15 protein-coding genes are annotated in these 18,339 nt (G+C 46.5%); 5 read left to right on the top strand and 10 right to left on the bottom strand.

What is annotated here, in order from left to right; translation table 11 throughout:
* Positions 1-132: 132 nt before the first annotated feature.
* The 10 genes from VM802_RS15750 to gcvT form a co-directional block, all read right to left on the bottom strand.
* Positions 133-696 carry a K(+)-transporting ATPase subunit C gene (locus VM802_RS15750; RefSeq protein ID WP_325532141.1) on the bottom strand — a complete coding sequence of 188 codons (564 nt, stop codon included), beginning with the start codon at positions 694-696 and terminating at the stop codon, positions 133-135.
* A 27-nt stretch (positions 697-723) separates the two neighbouring features.
* A complete protein-coding gene (kdpB, locus tag VM802_RS15745) occupies positions 724-2,769 on the bottom strand; it encodes a potassium-transporting ATPase subunit KdpB (protein WP_325532139.1) in 2,046 nt (681 codons plus the stop codon).
* 23 nt (positions 2,770-2,792) lie between these two features.
* Complete coding sequence (gene kdpA / locus VM802_RS15740) at positions 2,793-4,511, bottom strand: potassium-transporting ATPase subunit KdpA (RefSeq protein ID WP_325532137.1); 1,719 nt, start codon at positions 4,509-4,511, stop codon at positions 2,793-2,795.
* A gap of 40 nt (positions 4,512-4,551) precedes the next feature.
* Positions 4,552-4,629: a potassium-transporting ATPase subunit F gene (locus VM802_RS15735; protein WP_211092629.1), complete on the bottom strand. Its 78-nt coding sequence runs from the start codon at positions 4,627-4,629 to the stop codon at positions 4,552-4,554.
* 122 nt (positions 4,630-4,751) lie between these two features.
* Positions 4,752-5,093: a DUF7674 family protein gene (locus tag VM802_RS15730; RefSeq protein ID WP_325532135.1), complete on the bottom strand. Its 342-nt coding sequence runs from the start codon at positions 5,091-5,093 to the stop codon at positions 4,752-4,754.
* A gap of 257 nt (positions 5,094-5,350) precedes the next feature.
* Positions 5,351-9,088, bottom strand: coding sequence for a DEAD/DEAH box helicase (locus VM802_RS15725; RefSeq protein WP_325532133.1), 3,738 nt, complete (start codon positions 9,086-9,088; stop codon positions 5,351-5,353).
* Between the two features lie 186 nt (positions 9,089-9,274).
* A complete protein-coding gene (locus VM802_RS15720; protein ID WP_325532131.1) occupies positions 9,275-10,069 on the bottom strand; it encodes an MBL fold metallo-hydrolase in 795 nt (264 codons plus the stop codon).
* 42 nt (positions 10,070-10,111) lie between these two features.
* A complete protein-coding gene (locus VM802_RS15715; protein WP_325532130.1) occupies positions 10,112-10,837 on the bottom strand; it encodes a 2-phosphosulfolactate phosphatase in 726 nt (241 codons plus the stop codon).
* A gap of 19 nt (positions 10,838-10,856) precedes the next feature.
* Positions 10,857-11,330 carry an SRPBCC family protein gene (locus VM802_RS15710; RefSeq protein WP_325532129.1) on the bottom strand — a complete coding sequence of 158 codons (474 nt, stop codon included), beginning with the start codon at positions 11,328-11,330 and terminating at the stop codon, positions 10,857-10,859.
* A gap of 100 nt (positions 11,331-11,430) precedes the next feature.
* Positions 11,431-12,519 (bottom strand): glycine cleavage system aminomethyltransferase GcvT, encoded by a 1,089-nt coding sequence (gcvT, locus tag VM802_RS15705; RefSeq protein WP_325532127.1) that lies wholly within the window; start codon positions 12,517-12,519, stop codon positions 11,431-11,433.
* Between the two features lie 202 nt (positions 12,520-12,721).
* Here gcvT and VM802_RS15700 point away from each other — a divergent pair, with 202 nt between their 5' ends.
* The 5 genes from VM802_RS15700 to VM802_RS15680 all read left to right on the top strand — a co-directional run bounded on the left by VM802_RS15700 (position 12,722) and on the right by VM802_RS15680 (position 18,319).
* Positions 12,722-14,074: a M28 family peptidase gene (locus VM802_RS15700; protein ID WP_325532125.1), complete on the top strand. Its 1,353-nt coding sequence runs from the start codon at positions 12,722-12,724 to the stop codon at positions 14,072-14,074.
* Positions 14,075-14,525: 451 nt separating this feature from the next.
* Positions 14,526-14,933, top strand: coding sequence for a hypothetical protein (locus tag VM802_RS15695; protein ID WP_325532123.1), 408 nt, complete (start codon positions 14,526-14,528; stop codon positions 14,931-14,933).
* An 11-nt stretch (positions 14,934-14,944) separates the two neighbouring features.
* Positions 14,945-15,631 (top strand): NUDIX hydrolase, encoded by a 687-nt coding sequence (locus tag VM802_RS15690; RefSeq protein WP_325532121.1) that lies wholly within the window; start codon positions 14,945-14,947, stop codon positions 15,629-15,631.
* Between the two features lie 351 nt (positions 15,632-15,982).
* A complete protein-coding gene (locus tag VM802_RS15685; RefSeq protein ID WP_325532119.1) occupies positions 15,983-16,891 on the top strand; it encodes an NUDIX domain-containing protein in 909 nt (302 codons plus the stop codon).
* Between the two features lie 12 nt (positions 16,892-16,903).
* Positions 16,904-18,319: a nicotinate phosphoribosyltransferase gene (locus VM802_RS15680; protein ID WP_325532117.1), complete on the top strand. Its 1,416-nt coding sequence runs from the start codon at positions 16,904-16,906 to the stop codon at positions 18,317-18,319.
* The last annotated feature ends 20 nt before the right edge of the window (positions 18,320-18,339 follow it).

The raw sequence follows: 18,339 nt of genomic DNA, 5'->3' as shown, positions 1-18,339 counted from the left end.
ATCTGAGATTTTGGAATTTTTTAAGAAGACTGATGATAATTGCTTGAACCAATAATGATCATTTTCCTCATTTCAAATTCCAAAATCTGTTAATTCCCGAACTTCTAAGACTTCGCAATAGTTGCTTTTTATTTATTTCAATTCATCAAGGGCTACGTTCAATTTCAGCACATTTACAGTAGCGGGGCCTAAAAGTCCCAGCAGCGGGCCTTTCGTGTTGGCTTCCACTAACTGTTTGAGCTTATCAGCAGGTATCCCTCTCAGCTTTGCAATACGGGCTATCTGTATGTAAGCGCCGGCAGGAGAGAGCTCAGGGTCAAGACCACTGGCAGAAGCAGTGACCAGTTCAGCTGGAATATCTGCTTTCTTTACATCCGGGTTATGCACCAGGAAAGTGTCTATTCTTTCCTGTACGGTTTTCAGATAGTCGGGGTTGGAAGGGCCTTTATTGGAACCACCGGAGCCACCGGCATTATAGCCTACGGCGCTGGGACGTGGCTGAAAGTATTTATCACTGGTAAAAGCCTGTGCTATTCTTTCATACCCTACAACTTTCCCATTATGTGTTACCGTTACCCCGTCACCTTTACCGGGAGCCATCTTGGCTATACCGGCAAGGAGAAGGGGGTATAAACCGCCCAATACAACCACCAGGATTATAGTCAGCTTTATGGAGGGCAAGAGATACTTTTTCATAAAAAATATTTGTTCAAAATGATGTTATTACATGAAGAGCGCGATCAGCATATCTATCAACTTAATCCCGATGAAAGGCGCTACGATACCACCTACGCCGTATACCAGCAGATTCCTGCGTAGCAGAGCGCTGGCGCCAATCGGCCGGTAGGCCACGCCGCGCAATGCCAGCGGAATAAGCATAGGTATAATGATGGCGTTGAAGATCACCGCACTTAGGATAGCACTTTCAGGACTGTGTAATTTCATGATATTAATACCTTGCAGCGCCGGGATGGAAGCCACAAACAGTGCCGGCACAATAGCGAAATATTTGGCTACGTCATTGGCAATAGAGAACGTAGTGAGCGTACCGCGTGTCATGAGCAGTTGCTTACCTATCTCCACAATTTCAATGAGCTTGGTAGGGTCGTTATCGAGGTCCACCATGTTACCGGCTTCTTTTGCTGCCTGGGTTCCGCTGTTCATGGCCACGCCCACATCTGCCTGCGCCAGCGCAGGAGCATCATTGGTACCGTCGCCCATCATGGCTACGAGACGGCCTTCCTGCTGCTCTTTGCGGATATAGGACATCTTATCTTCAGGCTTTGCTTCCGCAATGAAATCGTCCACACCTGCTTTGGTGGCAATGTATTTTGCGGTGAGTGGGTTGTCACCGGTTACCATCACGGTTTTAACACCCATCTTGCGCAGGCGCTCAAAACGCTCACTGATACCAGGTTTTATGATATCTTGCAGTTCAATCACCCCCTGCACTTTGCTGTTGAGCGCTACCACCAGCGGAGTACCGCCGTCTTTAGAAATCTCTTCTACTTTGGCTTTTGTTTCAGCAGGGAAGTCGAAGCCTTCTTTTTCAGCAAGTCTTCTAATGGCATCATAGGCGCCTTTACGGATACGGTTTCCATCAGGCAGGTCGATACCGCTACTGCGCGTTTCTGCTGTGAACTTCACCAGGCTTGCTCCTGCAGTAGACAGCTTATTCACAACATCTTTACCAGCCAACTCCACGATAGATTTACCTTCCGGCGTTTCATCAGACAGAGAGCTGAGTGCGCACAGCCTGATGAACTCTTCCTGTCCGATGCCATTGGTAGCATAGAAGTTAGTGGCCTTACGATTACCAATAGTGATAGTACCGGTTTTGTCGAGCAGCAGCACGTCAATATCGCCGGCAGTTTCAACGGCTTTCCCGGATTTTGTGATCACGTTGGCACGCAAGGCCCTGTCCATACCTGCTATACCGATGGCAGACAACAGCCCACCGATGGTAGTAGGGATCAGACAAACAAACAAAGAGATGAAAGCTGCGATGGTTATAGGAGTTTGTGCATAGTCAGCAAATGGTTTCAATGTCACGCAAACAATAATGAACACCAGGGTGAAGCTGGCCAGCAGGATAGTCAACGCAATTTCATTCGGCGTTTTCTGGCGGCTGGCGCCCTCAACAAGCGCAATCATTTTGTCGAGGAAAGATTCACCGGGTTCAGTGCTTACGCGCACTTTGATATGGTCAGATAATACTTTTGTACCACCCACCACGCTGGATTTGTCACCGCCCGCTTCACGTATTACAGGAGCGCTTTCGCCGGTGATCGCAGATTCATCGATGCTGGCAAGACCTTGTACAATCTCACCGTCAGCAGGGATAATATCTCCCGGATCACACACGAAAATGTCGCCTTTGCGCAGGGAAGAAGAAGACACGATCTTGATCTCATTCGTGAAGATCTCTCCCACCAGCTCTACTTTTTTAGCTGGTGTTTCTTCCCTGGTTTTACGCAGGCTCTCCGCCTGCGCTTTACCACGGGCCTCTGCAATCGCTTCCGCAAAGTTGGCAAACAGCACGGTCAGGAACAGTATAATGAATATGGTGAAGTTATAAGCCACGCTGCCCTGGTCTGTATGCTTTGTGATAAGCGCATACAGTGCCACTATCAACATCACAACGGTGCCTATTTCCACGGTGAACATCACCGGGTTTTTGATCATCAGTTTAGGATTCAGTTTCACGAAAGACTGTTTCAGGCTTTGCATTACCTGATCTCTCGGAAACAGTTTATTATCTTTCTTCATGGTCGTTAGTCGTTATAAGATTATCATCTGTACAGTGAAAAATACTCTGCAATCGGGCCCAGTGCCAGTGCAGGGAAGTAAGACAAGGCTGTCAGGATAATGATCACTGCAAAAGTCATGGCGCCAAATGTGAGTGAATCTGTTCTCAGCGTACCTGCAGATTCAGGAACATATTTCTTGGACGCCATCAGGCCGGCAATAGCCACAGGGCCAATGATCGGCAGAAACCGTCCCAGTATCAGCACAAAGCCCGTACTCACGTTCCAGAATATGTTGCCATCTCCGAGACCTTCAAAACCAGAACCGTTGTTAGCGTTGGACGAAGTGTACTCATACAGCATTTCGGAGAAACCGTGGTAACCGGGGTTATTCAGCCATGCAGATGGTTTCACTGCCCAGTTAATATCCGGATGGTGCGCCAACACCCAGGAAGACAGCGCTGTACCTGCAAGGATCAGGAAGGGAGACAGCAGCGTGATCAACGCAGCTATTTTTACTTCTCTTGCTTCCAGCTTGTGCCCCATGAATTCAGGCGTACGGCCTACCATCAATCCTGAAATGAATACCGCTATGATGATAAATATGTAATAGTTAAGGATACCTACACCACAACCACCGTAGAAGCAGTTGAGCATCATACCCAGCAGCTGCGTCAGACCACTTATAGGCATCGTGCTGTCGTGGAAGCCACAGATAGAACCGGTGGAGATAATTGTTGTAACAACGCTCCAATAGGCGGTGCCGGCAGGGCCGAAGCGCACCTCCTTTCCTTCCATAGCGCCCGTGGCCTGTTGTATGCCCATGTGCGCAATGGCCGGGTTGCCGCCTACTTCCGCCTGTATAGTTGGTATCAGCAGGCATATCGTACCAATCGTCATTATCCCGAACATGACGTAGGCAAATTTTCTTCTGTTAATGAACATGCCGAGGGCAAATATCATTGCAATAGGGATCAGTACCTGTGCCACCATTTCGGTGATATAAGTAATGTAACTGGGATTCTCCAGGGGATGGGCGGAGTTGGCACCAAACCAGCCACCACCATTGGTTCCGAGGTGTTTGATCGCAATGAATCCGGCGGCAGGGCCACGGGAAACATTCACCGTGTCACCCTGCATGGTGATTACGGTATCTTTACCGGCGAAGCTCGCAGGGCTACCATTGAATATAAGAATGATGGCAATAACGATGCTCAGCGGTAACAATATACGGGTAATGGTCTTCAGGAAATAATTCCAGAAGTTACCCAATTTAGTAGTTGATTTTTCTTTCAGCGCCTTAAATACCACCACCAGTGCCGCAATACCTGTTGCTGCACTTACAAACTGCAGGAACGCCAGCACAAACAATTGTGTGAAATAGGTCACCCCGGTTTCACCGGAGTAGTGCTGCAGGTTACAGTTCACAACGAAGCTGATAGCGGTGTTGAAAGCCAGATCTGCGGATTGCCCGGGATTACCATCCGGATTGAGCGGTAATTTATCCTGGAACATTAAAGCGAAGAAAGCATAAACAAACCATACCAGGTTGATCGTTAAAAGTGCTTTCAGGTGCTCCTTCCAGGTCATCTCTTCATTCGGATTGATACCTGAAATTTTAAAGAAAAGCCGCTCCAATGGCGCCATAAAGTCGGACCAGGTTTTATCGCCTCTGAATACTTTAACGATGTATCTCGCAAGAGGCCAGGCCAGCAGCAGTGTTAGGCCATAGGTGGCAATAATGCCCAATAATTCAGTTGTCATTTCTGTAATTAATTAAAAACGCTTTGCGTATAGGTTCGGCTCAGAATTTTTCCGGCTTCAGCAATACATAAATCATGTAACCGAAGACCAGTATTGACAGCACAAATAATGCATTCATAGTTGCAGGTGTTTTAGTCAGATCTTTTCGAAATAGTCTACCGATTTAAAGAATACGGCGAAGCAGGCCAGGCCCGCTATCACCAGAAGAACAGTCATCATCATAGAAAAAGTGTTTAGATATTAAATAGCTATTGTTTGTAAGTGTTGTATCCTGATCGTTTGTAATGATGACGGCAACAGTTGCTTGTGTTTTGAACACAGCAAAGGAGAGAGGGCGTACATGAACACACTTTCGATGGCATTGCGCAATGCGCCGCTACCATTTTTATATAACACGCCGGCAACAGTAAAACAACGTTTTACCTCCTGCAATTGTTCTGCACGGATCATATTGCTGGTGTAATCGGCAAAGGTGTGAATCACTTTGCTGATGCGCTCTCTGGCAGGGAGCTGCTGCATTGGATAAGATAAGCCCGGAATCTGTAATCCTAATAGTTCCGGGATGCGTGAGTCTGGTAACATGCGATCAAATAGTTTGATACACAATAGACAATACCAGCGGAATGCCATTATTGAAAAACGAAGAACAAAATACTCTTACAGTATTGATTATCAATTAGTTTAATAACAAAAGGTAGATGCAGGAAGAAATAGGAGAGGTGAAAAACCATGCAGAAAATGAAGGGTATATGCAGAAAATGAAAGAGAGTCTTCGGATATTATAAAACAAAAAGCAGCAGAACATGTCTGCTGCTTTCCTATAAATAATATAAATATGCTTACGAGAACAAATACAATACATCTTCCTTCGTCAGCTTCTTCACAAAGCCGCTGTCATCGGAAATGATCTCCTTCACAAGTGATTTCTTGCGTTCCTGCAGCTGCAATATCTTTTCTTCTACGGTATCCTTACAGATCATGCGGTAAGCGAAGATATTTTTGGTTTGCCCGATACGGTGGGTACGGTCAATAGCCTGTTGTTCCACAGCGGGGTTCCACCACGGATCCACGATATACACATAGTCCGCAGCGGTCAGGTTAAGACCCACACCACCGGCTTTCAGCGAGATCAGGAACACACGGCATTCATCGTTGTTCTGGAAGTTCTGGATAGCCTTTTCACGATCTATAGTAGACGTACTACCATCAAAGTATTCGTATTGAATCTTCATGTGTTGCAGTCGCTCACGTATGAGGCCCAGCATACCCAGAAACTGTGAAAACACCAGCACCTTATGGTTGCCTATGTTCTCAGATATTTCACGCGTCAGCTCATGGAGCTTCACAGAATGATTGGGATACTGCTCGGCATCATTGAGGATGGCAGGCGAATCGCAAATCTGGCGCAGCTTCATAAGGCCCTGCAGGATGGTAAGCTGTGAGCGTTCCATACCCTGGTCTTCTATAACGCCTAATATCTTTGAGCGATAGGTATTGCGATACGCATCGTAGATATGACGCTGCTCGGCGTCCATCTCACAGAATATTACCGTTTCAATCTTATCCGGCAGATCTTTGGCCACCTGTTCTTTGGTACGGCGCAGAATGAACGGATATATCAGTTTGCGCAAATGTTCTTTTCTTTCTTCATCCTGGAACTTATCGATTGGTGTGGCAAATTCATTCCTGAAGAAGTCCACACTGCCGAGCATGCCGGGGTTGAGGAAGTTCATCTGTGCGTAGATGTCGAAGGTATTGTTCTGCATAGGCGTACCGCTCAGTGCCAGCCTGTTTTTGGTATGCAGCAGCTGTGCGGCTTTGGTCACCTTGGATTGCGGATTCTTGATCGCCTGTGATTCATCCAGTATCACATAGTCAAACTCCAGCTTCATCAACGTCTGGATGTCACTGCGCAGGGTACCGTATGTAGTAATGATCACATCAAACTTCGCCAGCTCCTCCGAATTTTTGAGGCGGGCAGGCCCGTGATGAATGTGATGTTTTATATCGGGAGTGAATTTCCTCACCTCATTTTCCCAGTTGTAGATCAGCGTGGTAGGACATACTACCAGCGCCATACAACGGCCGTTGTTTTTGTTTTTGTAGTATTGCAGGAAGGTGAGGGCCTGTATGGTTTTACCAAGACCCATGTCATCAGCCAGGATACCGCCCCATTTGATCTCATCCAGGTAGTTAAGCCACTGGAAACCACTTTCCTGGTAAGGACGTAAGGTGGCGTGAAGATTATGCGGCAGCGCAATATTCCTGATCTCATCAAACTGCAACAGTTTCTTTCGCTTCTGCTCCAGCTCTATTACTACGGCTTCATCGTCAATAAACTCATACAGTTCATCGATAACACTGAAGTTATATTTACTGAGCTTGAGTCCTTTGTCTTTCTCTTCGCCGACTTTAAACAGCAGGGAATACTTGCGCAGCCATTCTTCCGGCAGGAGGCCCAGAGAACCGTCTGCCAGCTGAACATAGTTTTGTTTGTTGGCCAGCGCATGTTTGATATCCTTGATACTTACTTTCTGATCACCATACAATACTTCTATTTGTGCATCAAACCAATCGATACCAGAGCTGATCTGCAGATTAGTAACCGGCTTGTGCGAGCTGAATTTGAAATTGCGCAGGTTGTCGAAGCCAAACACACGCACGTTCATTTCTTTCAGCGCATCGAAGAAAAGAAAGAACCAGTTGTTCTTCAGCGCTTCCTTGGCGCGCAGGTAGAAGTAATTGTGATTATCGTGCTGCGCGAAATTGGTATGCAGTGTACGCAGCTTGTTGACAAAGGCTTCTTCTGCTTCCTTGTTGCGATGAATGATCAGCACTTTGTTACCTTCCTGAACGGTAATCCTGGTTTCCTCGTTCCATTCCACTTCCTGGCCGCGATAGACAAATCCCGGCTGGATGATGAAAGTTTCTCCAAGCTCCTTCAGGTATACACGGGACTCAGGAACAATATCATCCACTTCAGCGAGCAGTCCTTTATCGAACTGAATATCATATTGCCTGCTCAGAGGCAGCAGGTAATCTTTCAGGTATACCGGCCATTCTTCATTTGCGATACGCAGCTTGCCATTTTGCCGGAAAAGTTCCACGTGCAGGGCATCCTGTGGGCTGTCGAAGAGATAGAGCATGTTGTTGTGCAGAAACAGCAAGGGGCTTTCCCATCCATTTTCCGCTACGTTCACCAGCTCACCTTCGATAGTAACGAAACAGCTGATTTCAACATGCGTATCACCGGTTGTTGTTTTAATGACGAGTTTCAGTCTGTCACCTCCAATCTGTACATGGTGCAGGCTCTTGGTTTTGAACGTCTGCCTGTTGGGCAGCGTAAACACCAGGCCATGCTCTGCCAGCTGGGGGAACAGTTTGGCCAGTTTGGGATGCAGGTATTCCAGCATCAGCTCTTTTGTTTCGGTAGGCAGCTCTTCAGCACTGTCATTGGTGATGTTTTCCCAAAAGCCCGCGAATGGAGAGTTTTTGCTGAGGAATTTGCTGACTTCAGCGCCCTGTAATTTTCGTATGGGCGCTATCAGTTCCCTGTCTTTTTCCTTGAACTGGTAGAAATCTATGTATTTGGTGAGATCCAACTTGCTGGCGAGTGAAACGAAAGAAGTTTGCTCTTCATTGATTTCACCGCTTACTATATCAATCCTGAAATAAGGATATAAACTTTCATTAGCATTGAACACAGCTGCCAACCGCTGGGTGATAGTCATAGTCTCTTCCGGCGGTGGGGTAGCGGCAGCCTGCTGGCGTCCGGCAGCGGCGCCGTCCACACGCTTGATGCTGGGGTCCAGTACACGCAGAAAGGGCTTGCCATCCATATAGGAGAAGGCAAATTTACCATCCAGGTCATCTGAGAGAGAATAGCCATACAGCGACAGCAATTTATTCTTCTCCTTGTCCCAGTTGCGGAGTGTATCAAAGTAAAAAGGACCATGTTTCTGCAATAGTTGCAGAAACAGCGCTGTTTTGTGCACACAGAGCGCATGCTCAGTCTCATCGCAGGTGCAATGTGTATCAAAAAAGCGCTCCTCATTACGCTGTATGATCAGCGGGAATTCTTTTCCATCGAGAACCAGGAGGGCCTCTGCTTTTTCATCCTTGGCCAGCTTAACCTTTGCAGGATGTCGGCGCACGATGGCTTCAGCATCGGCCATGATGGCGCTGGACGTAAGCAGTTTGATGGATTTAATATCGATGGATTTCATTTTGATCAGCGTATGCTGCTGGTCAAAACTGGTTTCAAAGCTCTCGAAATGATTCTTGTCCAACATCTCCTGCAACTGAAATAATGCTGCAGCTTCATGCCGGCAAATGTCACCCAGGTTATAGGGACATTGGCAACGTATAGACATGCCAGTAGTTTCTCCGTACTTGTTGATGGAAACGCGGTAGTAGTTGGCATGTGTGTCGCTCTTGACGCGGAAGGTCGCCGATTTTAATACCGGGTCTGCTTCAATAAGCTCAACGCCCCCGGTAGAAAAGATACGCTTCCCCCTGCGGATCACTTCATCAGTGCCGTTATTGTAGACATATTTTAGCAAATGGGGCAGCGACATACTATTCGTTGTTGCCTCTTTTAATATCAGCCCTGGGGAAGTAAAATAATATATCAAAAATATTTAACGACTGATAAAAAGGCAATCCACAAAAGTAAGCATAAATCCGCTAAAAACGTGCTTCCCCAGGTAGCCATTTATGCTCTGTTTTTCAATAAATTATAGTTGTATTGTAAAAATTGTTAATTAAGAAATGTGGTCTATATATCTCTTCACTGAAAAAGCAACTGCATCCTTTGCACCCGTCTGGATATACTTTCCGAAGGCACCGTACATCCCATCGTAAGCCAGAGGCTGCAAAGCCTGCTCAATGACCTTTACCTCACGGGCTGACAACGGGATATTGTTGGGATAGCTATACATGAAAGACACCGTTTTTCTGTCTGTGGACACCTGCACTACATCACCTACCAGCAACAGACCTTTGCCGGCCGGAGCATACAGTACATTCGCACCCGGGAAATGGCCCTGGCAGAGTATAAGCCTGATACCGTCCCACAGCTCCAATTCCCCGCCTTCCCACAATCTAATAGCAGAATCGTGGCGCTGCAGCCACTCTTCATCCAGCTGGTGAACATACACCGGCGCATTGCCAAATACCCGGCTCCATTCCACGATAGTGGAGAAATAGTGCGGATGGGAAATAGCAATAGCTTTGATACCTCCCAGGCGGTTGATAATGTCTATAGTGGAAGCATCCAGGTGGGCCACACAATCCCACAGAATATTACCCTGTGGCGTAATCAGCAGATGTGCCCGCTGGCCGATGGCAAAGTCGGGTGTAGTGTAAATAGCATACAGATTGGGCGCAACCAGTTCAATGATATTCTTATGTGATCGCTGTACCTGTTCAAATGTAGTCCAGGACTGCCCTGCCGGGTTTACATACTGACGTTCGTCTTCACAGATAGGACAATTTACAGGAGCTGTTTCGGTGGCATCATATTGTACACCGCAGGTTACGCATAGATAATGTTGCATAGTTTCGGATTTTCACGCAAAAGTTACAAGGTAAGAATTTTGCTATTCCGCAGCAACCAGTTCTCCATTCCTGAAGACGGGCAATACATTCGCCCCATCAGGAGTGAGACAGTATTCAATATCTTTTTCGAGGCCATAATTCGCCAGGCGCTTGTAGTGGGATGCCTGCTTCATGAAACTGTATATGTCTTCCCTGGCCATCTGGTAAAGGGATTCGGCTGCAATGGCAGAGTCACAGTTGACATCAAAATGCTGCCGGATACGGCTCACCACGGCGCCGGCAAATAGCGTATCTTCTATGTTCACCCGGTCTTTCCAGGCAGCACAGCCCAGTATTACATTTTGTTGCTGCGCTACGAGGTAATCGCACACGGCGCTGATGTTGGGAAAAGAGCCCGTAACGATCTGCACGGCATCTTTAGCCATATGCAATAGTTTAGTGCCGTTGGTAGTAGTGAGCACCAGTGTTTTGCCTTCAACAAATTCACGCGGATATTCAAAGGGAGAATTACCGTGTACCAGACCTTCAGCAATTTTACCATCGCGCTCACCTGCGGTAATGCCGCCAATAGCGCGTCCTATGTTCACGCACTCTTCTACAGAAGATACCGGGATCACTCTCGTCGCGCCATTGTACAATGCTGTACAAATGGTGGACGTAGCGCGCAGCACATCAATAATTACAACAATACTGTTCTTTACATCAAACAGGTTCAGTAAAGCCGGAGATAGACAAACTTCCAGGCTGGGCTTATTGCTTTCTGTCATTCACAATTACTTTTATGTATTAATCAAGGATCACGCGCCACTTTTCACTCTCTGCATAGTCCTTGATAGTACCATTGCGGAGTTGTAGCAGCCTGGTCATATACTTCACCAGGTAGATCCGCTCAAAAAATCTTCCTAACCAGCCATATGGCGTACCAAAGTCCATGATATCAATCATGACAGTGCCATTGTCAATCTCCTTGAAATGATGCTCGTGTTTCATGTGAGTGAAGTCACCTTCTGTCATTTCATGGCTGAAGAATGCAGGAGATTGCATGGCTGTGATCTTCGTAGTAAGCTCCCGTAATTTACCCAGGTGCTTTGCGCGCCAGGTAACGGTTTCATTATATGATATCAAGCCGTTGGTACGACCCTTTATCACTTCCTCCTGTAAATGTTCCATGCTTCGCTTGTGCAGTGTGACACTTCTGCTGAGGTCGAAGACCCGCTCCAGCGGCGCATGGATAACGGTAGTTATGTGAATAGTAGGCATAGATATGGTAATGAATAAATAATTTCATGAGCCGGGATAAAACTGCATATTATCCGCAGCTCACGAAATTAATAACTTTCACCGGCTATTCATAACCATCTTAACCTAAAAAGGGTACTTTCACCACTTTTGCCTTCAGTGCCTTGTCTCTTACTGCAATAAATATTTCTGAATCCAGTGCTGCTGAAGATGTTTTCACGTAGCCAAGACCAACTGCTTTCTGCAGGGAAGGCGATTGTGTACCGGAAGTAACGCGGCCAATCACATTACCGGCTGCATCTTTTATTTCGTAGTCGTGACGGGCAATCCCTTTATCGATCATTTCAAAGCCCACCAGTTTCTGTGTTATGCCTTCTGCTTTCTGTTTTTCAAAGATCGCTTTAGAAGGGAAATCTTTGGTAAACTTGGTGATCCAGCCAAGGCCTGCTTCCAGAGGAGAAGTGCGGTCGTCAATATCGTTACCGTAAAGGCAGAATCCCATTTCCAGGCGAAGAGTATCACGGGCGCCAAGACCAATTGGTTTCAGACCTTTGGGACCGCCAATGTTAAAGATAGCGTCCCAGATCTTATCAGCAGCACCATCTTTATCTTCAAAATAAATCTCTATACCGCCCGCACCGGTATAACCCGTAGCACTGATCAGCACATTGTCTACACCCGCAAAAGTGCCTTTTGCAAAGGTGTAATATTTCAGGTTCACAAGATCCACTTCTGTAAGCGGCTGCAGAATGCTGGTGGCATTAGGCCCCTGAATAGCGAGCAGACAAGTTTTGTCGGAAATATTGTGCATTTCCACACCTTTCGTGTTGAACTGGCTGATCCAGTTCCAGTCCTTTTCAATATTGCTGGCATTTACCACCAGCATATAAACTTTATTTTCTTCAATACAATATACCAGCAAATCGTCCACGATACCACCTTCATTATTAGGAAGACAACTGTACTGGGCTTTACCGCCAGTCAGTTTGGATGCATCGTTGGAAGTAACGCGCTGGATCAGGTCCAGGGCGTTTTCGCCTTTCAGCATAAATTCACCCATGTGGCTAACGTCAAACACGCCGGCATTAGTGCGCACAGCATGATGTTCTTCGTTAATACCAGAGTAGGAAATAGGCATGTTGTAACCCGCAAAAGCAGCCATCTTGGCGCCCAGCGCAATGTGTTTCTCAGTAAAAGGCGTGTTTTTCATACTTTGTTTTTAAAACGGGGCAAAAATAGCGAATTGAAAATTACCAATCATGAACAGTCGCAGACGTATGACTGTTTTCAGACCGGACATTATATTACAAATACTTAAAATACAATGAGATAGTAAAAGTTTCTTTCTGCTGAAATAGCCAATCAATAAGGGGTAATCCGTATTTTTGCAGTAGTACCCAAAAAATGTTGGCGTGAAAAAGACAACCTGGCTGTTACCATTGGTATTTACTACCATGATTGCCGATGCACAGAAGAAGACTGACCGAAAAACCCTGAATAACCTGCAACAACACATCACTTATCTCAGCAGCGATAAGCTGGAAGGCCGCAGAACAGGCGGCGCCGGTGAGCAGCTGGCAGCAGCTTACATTTCAACACAGTTGCAGCAAATAGGTGTTGCACCACAAGGCGACGACGGATTCAAACAGGTATTTATCGTTAAAGAAGGCCGCGAACCCGCCGAAAACTGCACCATGAGCCTCAATCATACGCAGCTGCACGTGGGCGCACAATTCATTCCGTTGCCTTTCAGCGCCGCCAAATCTGCCAAGGGCGAAGTGCTTCCTAACGCAAATGAACCAGATAATATCTGGCTCATCAATATCAATGAGCTGGATACAGACAAACGCAAGTCCAGGCTGGAACAATATCAACAACAAACACAGATCGCCGCCAAATCCGGCGCTACAGGTATCATCTTCTTCAATGGAAAGGAAACCCCTGCGGAAGTAAGCCAGTGGCTCGAACACAATCCACCTGCGGCCACCATTCCAGCTGTATGGGTGAATGGAGACATCAGTAAAAAGCTCAGTGACGATGAAGCCAATGCCTTCCTGATAGATATGCAGGTATCGCTGAAGAAAGTGAAACGTACCGGTACTAACGTGATTGGCTATATTGACAATAAAGCACCCAGGACCATTATCATCGGTGCTCATTACGACCATCTTGGATTAGGAGAGGATGAACAAATAAAAGACAAAACCATATTCCATGGCGCAGACGACAATGCCTCCGGTGTTGCAGCCCTGTTGGAGCTGGCCCGCATACTGAAAGCCTCGCGCCTTCATAACCAGAACTACATCATCGCCGCCTTCTCCGGTAAGGAGCAGGGCCTCTGCGGTTCAAAATATTTTGCATCCCACAACAATATCGATCCCGCTCAAGTCAATTACATGATCAACATGGACATGATCGGCCGTCTCGACCCCGGCAGAGGCCTGCAAATAGGCGGGATAGGTACCTCCCCCGGCTGGCCTTCCATCATAACCACCGCTTCCAAAGGAACCCGTGTAGTGCTCGATTCCAGCGGCACCGGGCCATCAGATCATACGTCTTTCTACAAAAAAAATATTCCGGTACTCTACTTCTATACCGGCGCCCACAGCGACTACCATCAGCCCGGTGACGTAGCTGACAAGATCAACTACGACGGCACGCTTTCTATCGTAAAAATGATTTACGATATTATTGACCAGACCAATAACATGGAAAAACTTGCGTTCACCCCAACCCGTGAATTGCAGGCGACAGCCAGGAAATAACCGGAAGATAAAAACGACACAGAACCCACCGTCAGTAAAAGGATTTGCCGGAACTTTAAACAAGTTCTTATTGCCAAATGTTAAACTCACTGCTAAGTTCAGGGAACTGGGTTGATAAAATAAAAAAATAGTACGCCTTGTAATTGGCACCAACCAACTGTTTGTGAATGGCGCTTCTATGAAAAATTTCTACTACGAATCAGTCGGTACCAAATACTCCAACACGCTCTACATCAATATTGCATACCCAATCAATAACCCAATACCACAGTAACATATAGTTGCAGCATAGAGGGCATCTACGTGTTTCCCTCCACCAGCAGGCATCTCCGGCCCTTTCCAGGGATGCCTGCATTTATTTTTGTCCTCGTTACACTGCGTTTAGTTGTGCATCTTTTGGTATATTCGTCTTCATTGTGTTGCTTTGCGACGCAAAACCACGGCAGACATTATGAAAAAAATAATATCATTTATTCTCGTTACCGCCGCACTGTTTGCGTGTAACCCTACACGTAATGATCACCAGGTTGATAAGTCAGCGTATGATGTGATCACCGGGAAGTGCTACGTATACAGAGAGTTCAAACCCGCCGCCAGTCCGCTGATGGACTCTGTGCTGCAGCTGAGGAAACAGATCACTGATTACCTGGACCAGCAACAGTTCAAAGCACACATTGCCGGTAAAGACAGTTTGCTCTTCCGCAGGGCCAATGGTCTGGAGGTGATGATAGAGCTGCCCGCTCCGCAAGATGCCTGGGAAGCCAATACCATCATCGTTTTTGATCCGCAGAAAAACCCTTTGTTCATAAATTTACACAAAGGCACCAGCCAGATAGAACAATACATTAAAGCAAAATAATCCGTTGAAGCTTGCCAGTAAAACAAAACATCAGATTAACCGTTGATGCGGTTGTGTTCGGATATATACCAAAAGAAGGCATTGTGGTATTGCTCATCAAGCGTACCATAGATCCTTATATGCACAGCTGGGCGCTTCCCGGCGGTTTTGTACTGGACAATGAATCCCTGGAATCTGCTGTTACCCGCGAGTTACTGACCGAAGCGGGCGTAAATATCAATTACCTGGAGCAGCTCTATACATTTGGATTGCCGGAGCGCGATCCCCGCGGCAGGGTAGTGTCAATTGCTTACTTCGGTCTGGTCAATCCCACCAATTTTAAGCTGGCCGCCAGCTCCGACGCAGAAGATGCCTCCTGGTTCAATATCAAGGAACTGCCTTCCCTCGCTTTTGATCATGCCGCCATCATCAACGTAGCAGTACAACGCCTTCGCAATAAAATCCGTTATGAGCCTATCGGCTTCGAGCTCCTCGATAAAAAATTCCCTATCACCGATCTTGAAAAACTATACGAAACGCTCCTCGACAGGCCTATTGACCGTCGCAACTTTCAGAAGAAGATCAACCACCTGGGTATATTAATCGCCCACAGCGAAAAACAAAAACAGGTTTCACAAGGCCGCCCCGCAAAACTTTATAGTTTTGATGAACAACAATATTTTAAATTGAAGAAAGAAGGGATGATGTTTGAGATATAGGAATAATACTTTTGAAAACCTATATAAAATGAATTCCACTAGTAAAAAAGAAACCAGACTTGATTTCTACAAAAAGAATAATAATGCTGAAAGAAAAAATAGTGGAAGATATGGTTGCTTCTTTCCGCATCGAAGGGATTATTATACCTCCTGAAAGGGCTGCTGCCGCCTTGAAAAAATTAATGAAATTAAAAACAACCTGAAATTAAAGGTCGTATCCAGATGTATATTATTATCGTGCATCTGCTTTATTCTCATCTTTCATTTTGTGTACTTTTTACAGAAAATATTTTGGCAATATAAAATGCCTTTATATATTTGTGTAACAATTACACAAATTAATTGTCCGATATGCAAATCACCAAGCCCACAGGGGTAATCATAGCCAGGTTTCAAACACCTTCCCTCCACGAAGGCCACCTGGCGCTGATCAGGCAGGTAAAGCAGAAACACAACCGCATACTGATCATCTTGGGAGTAAGTCCTGTAAAAGGCAGCCGCAAAAACCCGCTCGATTTCTATACACGTGAACGCATGATCAAACAACAGTTTCCGGAAGTGATCGTACTACCGCTCAGTGATCAGAAAAGTGATATCGTATGGTCCAGGAAATTAGATGAACTGCTTCACACCAATTTCCCACACGAAACATTTGTCCTCTACGGCAGCCGCGATAGCTTCATGGTCACCTATCAGGGCAAATACCCTACGGAAGCGCTGCCTCCCGTAAAGGATTACAACGCCACAGCTATGCGCGAAGCCATATCTGATAAGGTGTTCGACACCGAAGAGTTCCGCGCAGGTATCATCTACAATACCTACAACCTCTTCCCGTCAGTATATGCTACGGTAGATATCGCCCTCTTCAAAAACAACAAACAACAACTGCTGCTCGGCCGCAAACCAAACGAAACAAGCTGGCGCCTGCCCGGCGGCTTCTCAGACCCCACCGATGAATGCTTTGAAAATGCCGCCGCCAGGGAGCTTCGGGAAGAATGCGGACAGGTGGAAACCAGCACCATGACCTACGTAGCATCACTACGCGTTAACGACTGGCGCTATCGCAACGAAACAAACAAAATCATCACCACCCTGTTCAGCGCAGACCTCCTCTTCGGTGAACCCACACCAGGAGACGATCTCGCAGAACTTCGCTGGGTAACGGTAACGGATATACCGGAAATGATTGTCAAAGGTGAAATCAATGATACACACATCCCCCTGCTGGAAAAACTGGCAGAGAAATATGCTAACAGATAAAAACTCAGAGCTATGACAAAGGAAAATCTCATCCTCCTCGCTGACGCATACAAATACTCTCACCACAAATTATACATCCCAGGCACACAGCTCATCTACTCTTACCTGGAAAGCCGCGGAGGCAAATTCAATGAAACAGTGTTCTATGGATTACAATATTTCATAAAAGAATACCTGGAAGGCGTTGTCATCACAAAAGAAAAGCTCGACGAAGCGGAAACCACACTGCTGGAGGTTTTTGGCCGTAACGATGTCTTCGATCGCAGCCGCTTTGAGTATATCATCAACAAATATGGAGGTAAACTCCCCATCCGCATCAAGGCGGTAGCTGAAGGCACAGTGGTGCCTGTACGAAATGTACTGATGACCATTGAAAATACCGACCCTGAATGTTTCTGGCTCACCAACTTCCTGGAAACACTGCTGATGCAGGTATGGTACCCATGTACAGTTGCTTCTGTATCACGTGAGATCAAAAAGGTAGTGAAGCAATACTATGATGAAACAGCCAGCGAAGCAGCCTTTGCAGGAATCGACTTCGTACTGAACGATTTCGGGTTTCGGGGCGCCAGCTCAGTAGAAAGCGCAGGTATCGGCGGAAGCGCGCATCTCATCAGCTTTGCAGGCAGTGATACCATCCCCGGCTCTGTATTTGCAAAAAGATATTATCAGGCTGCTACCGCTCCGGGCCTCTCTATCCCCGCCACAGAACACTCCATCTGTACGCTGCTCGGTGAAGAAGGAGAGCTGGACATATTCAGACATGTGCTCAATACTTTCCCTACCGGCACGATCGCCTGCGTGTCCGATTCCTACAACATCTTCAGAGCATGCAAAGAATATTGGGGTGACGCACTGAAAGAACAGATTCTCAGCAGAAACGGTACCCTCGTTATCCGCCCCGACAGCGGCGATCCTGTACAAACGCTGCTGGCGATCTTCAACATCCTCATGGAAACATTCGGCTACACCGTCAATGAAAAAGGCTACAAGGTACTGCCACCACAGGTTCGTGTGATACAAGGCGATGGTATCAGCTACTCATCTATTCCGCCCATCTTTGCTGCATTGAAAGAGGCTGGTATCAGCGCTGAAAACCTCGTGCTCGGAATGGGAGGTGCATTATTGCAGCGTGTCAACAGAGATACACAGGAGTTCGCACTTAAATGCTCCTATGCCGAAGTGAATGGCCAAGGTATCAATGTACAGAAGATGCCAGTGGAGATGGATAAAAACGGGGAGCTTCGTACTTCCTTCAAAAAATCAAAAGCCGGCAAACTTAAATTAGTAAAGGAAAACGGGGAATTCAAAACACTTGCTGTCAACGATGCCCCTGAATTACCAGATCTCCTCACAACAGTATTTGAAAACGGCATAGTCACCCAAAGCCACACCTTTGAAGAGGTGCGCAAAACCGTCGCGATATAAAAGAGATGCTTATTTCTTCC

The sequence above is a fragment of the Chitinophaga sp. genome, assembly GCF_035538455.1.
Taxonomy (GTDB): Bacteria; Bacteroidota; Bacteroidia; order Chitinophagales; family Chitinophagaceae; genus Chitinophaga.
Note: the sequence above shows the minus strand (reverse complement) of the source record. Positions and strands in the feature narration are given on the sequence as shown.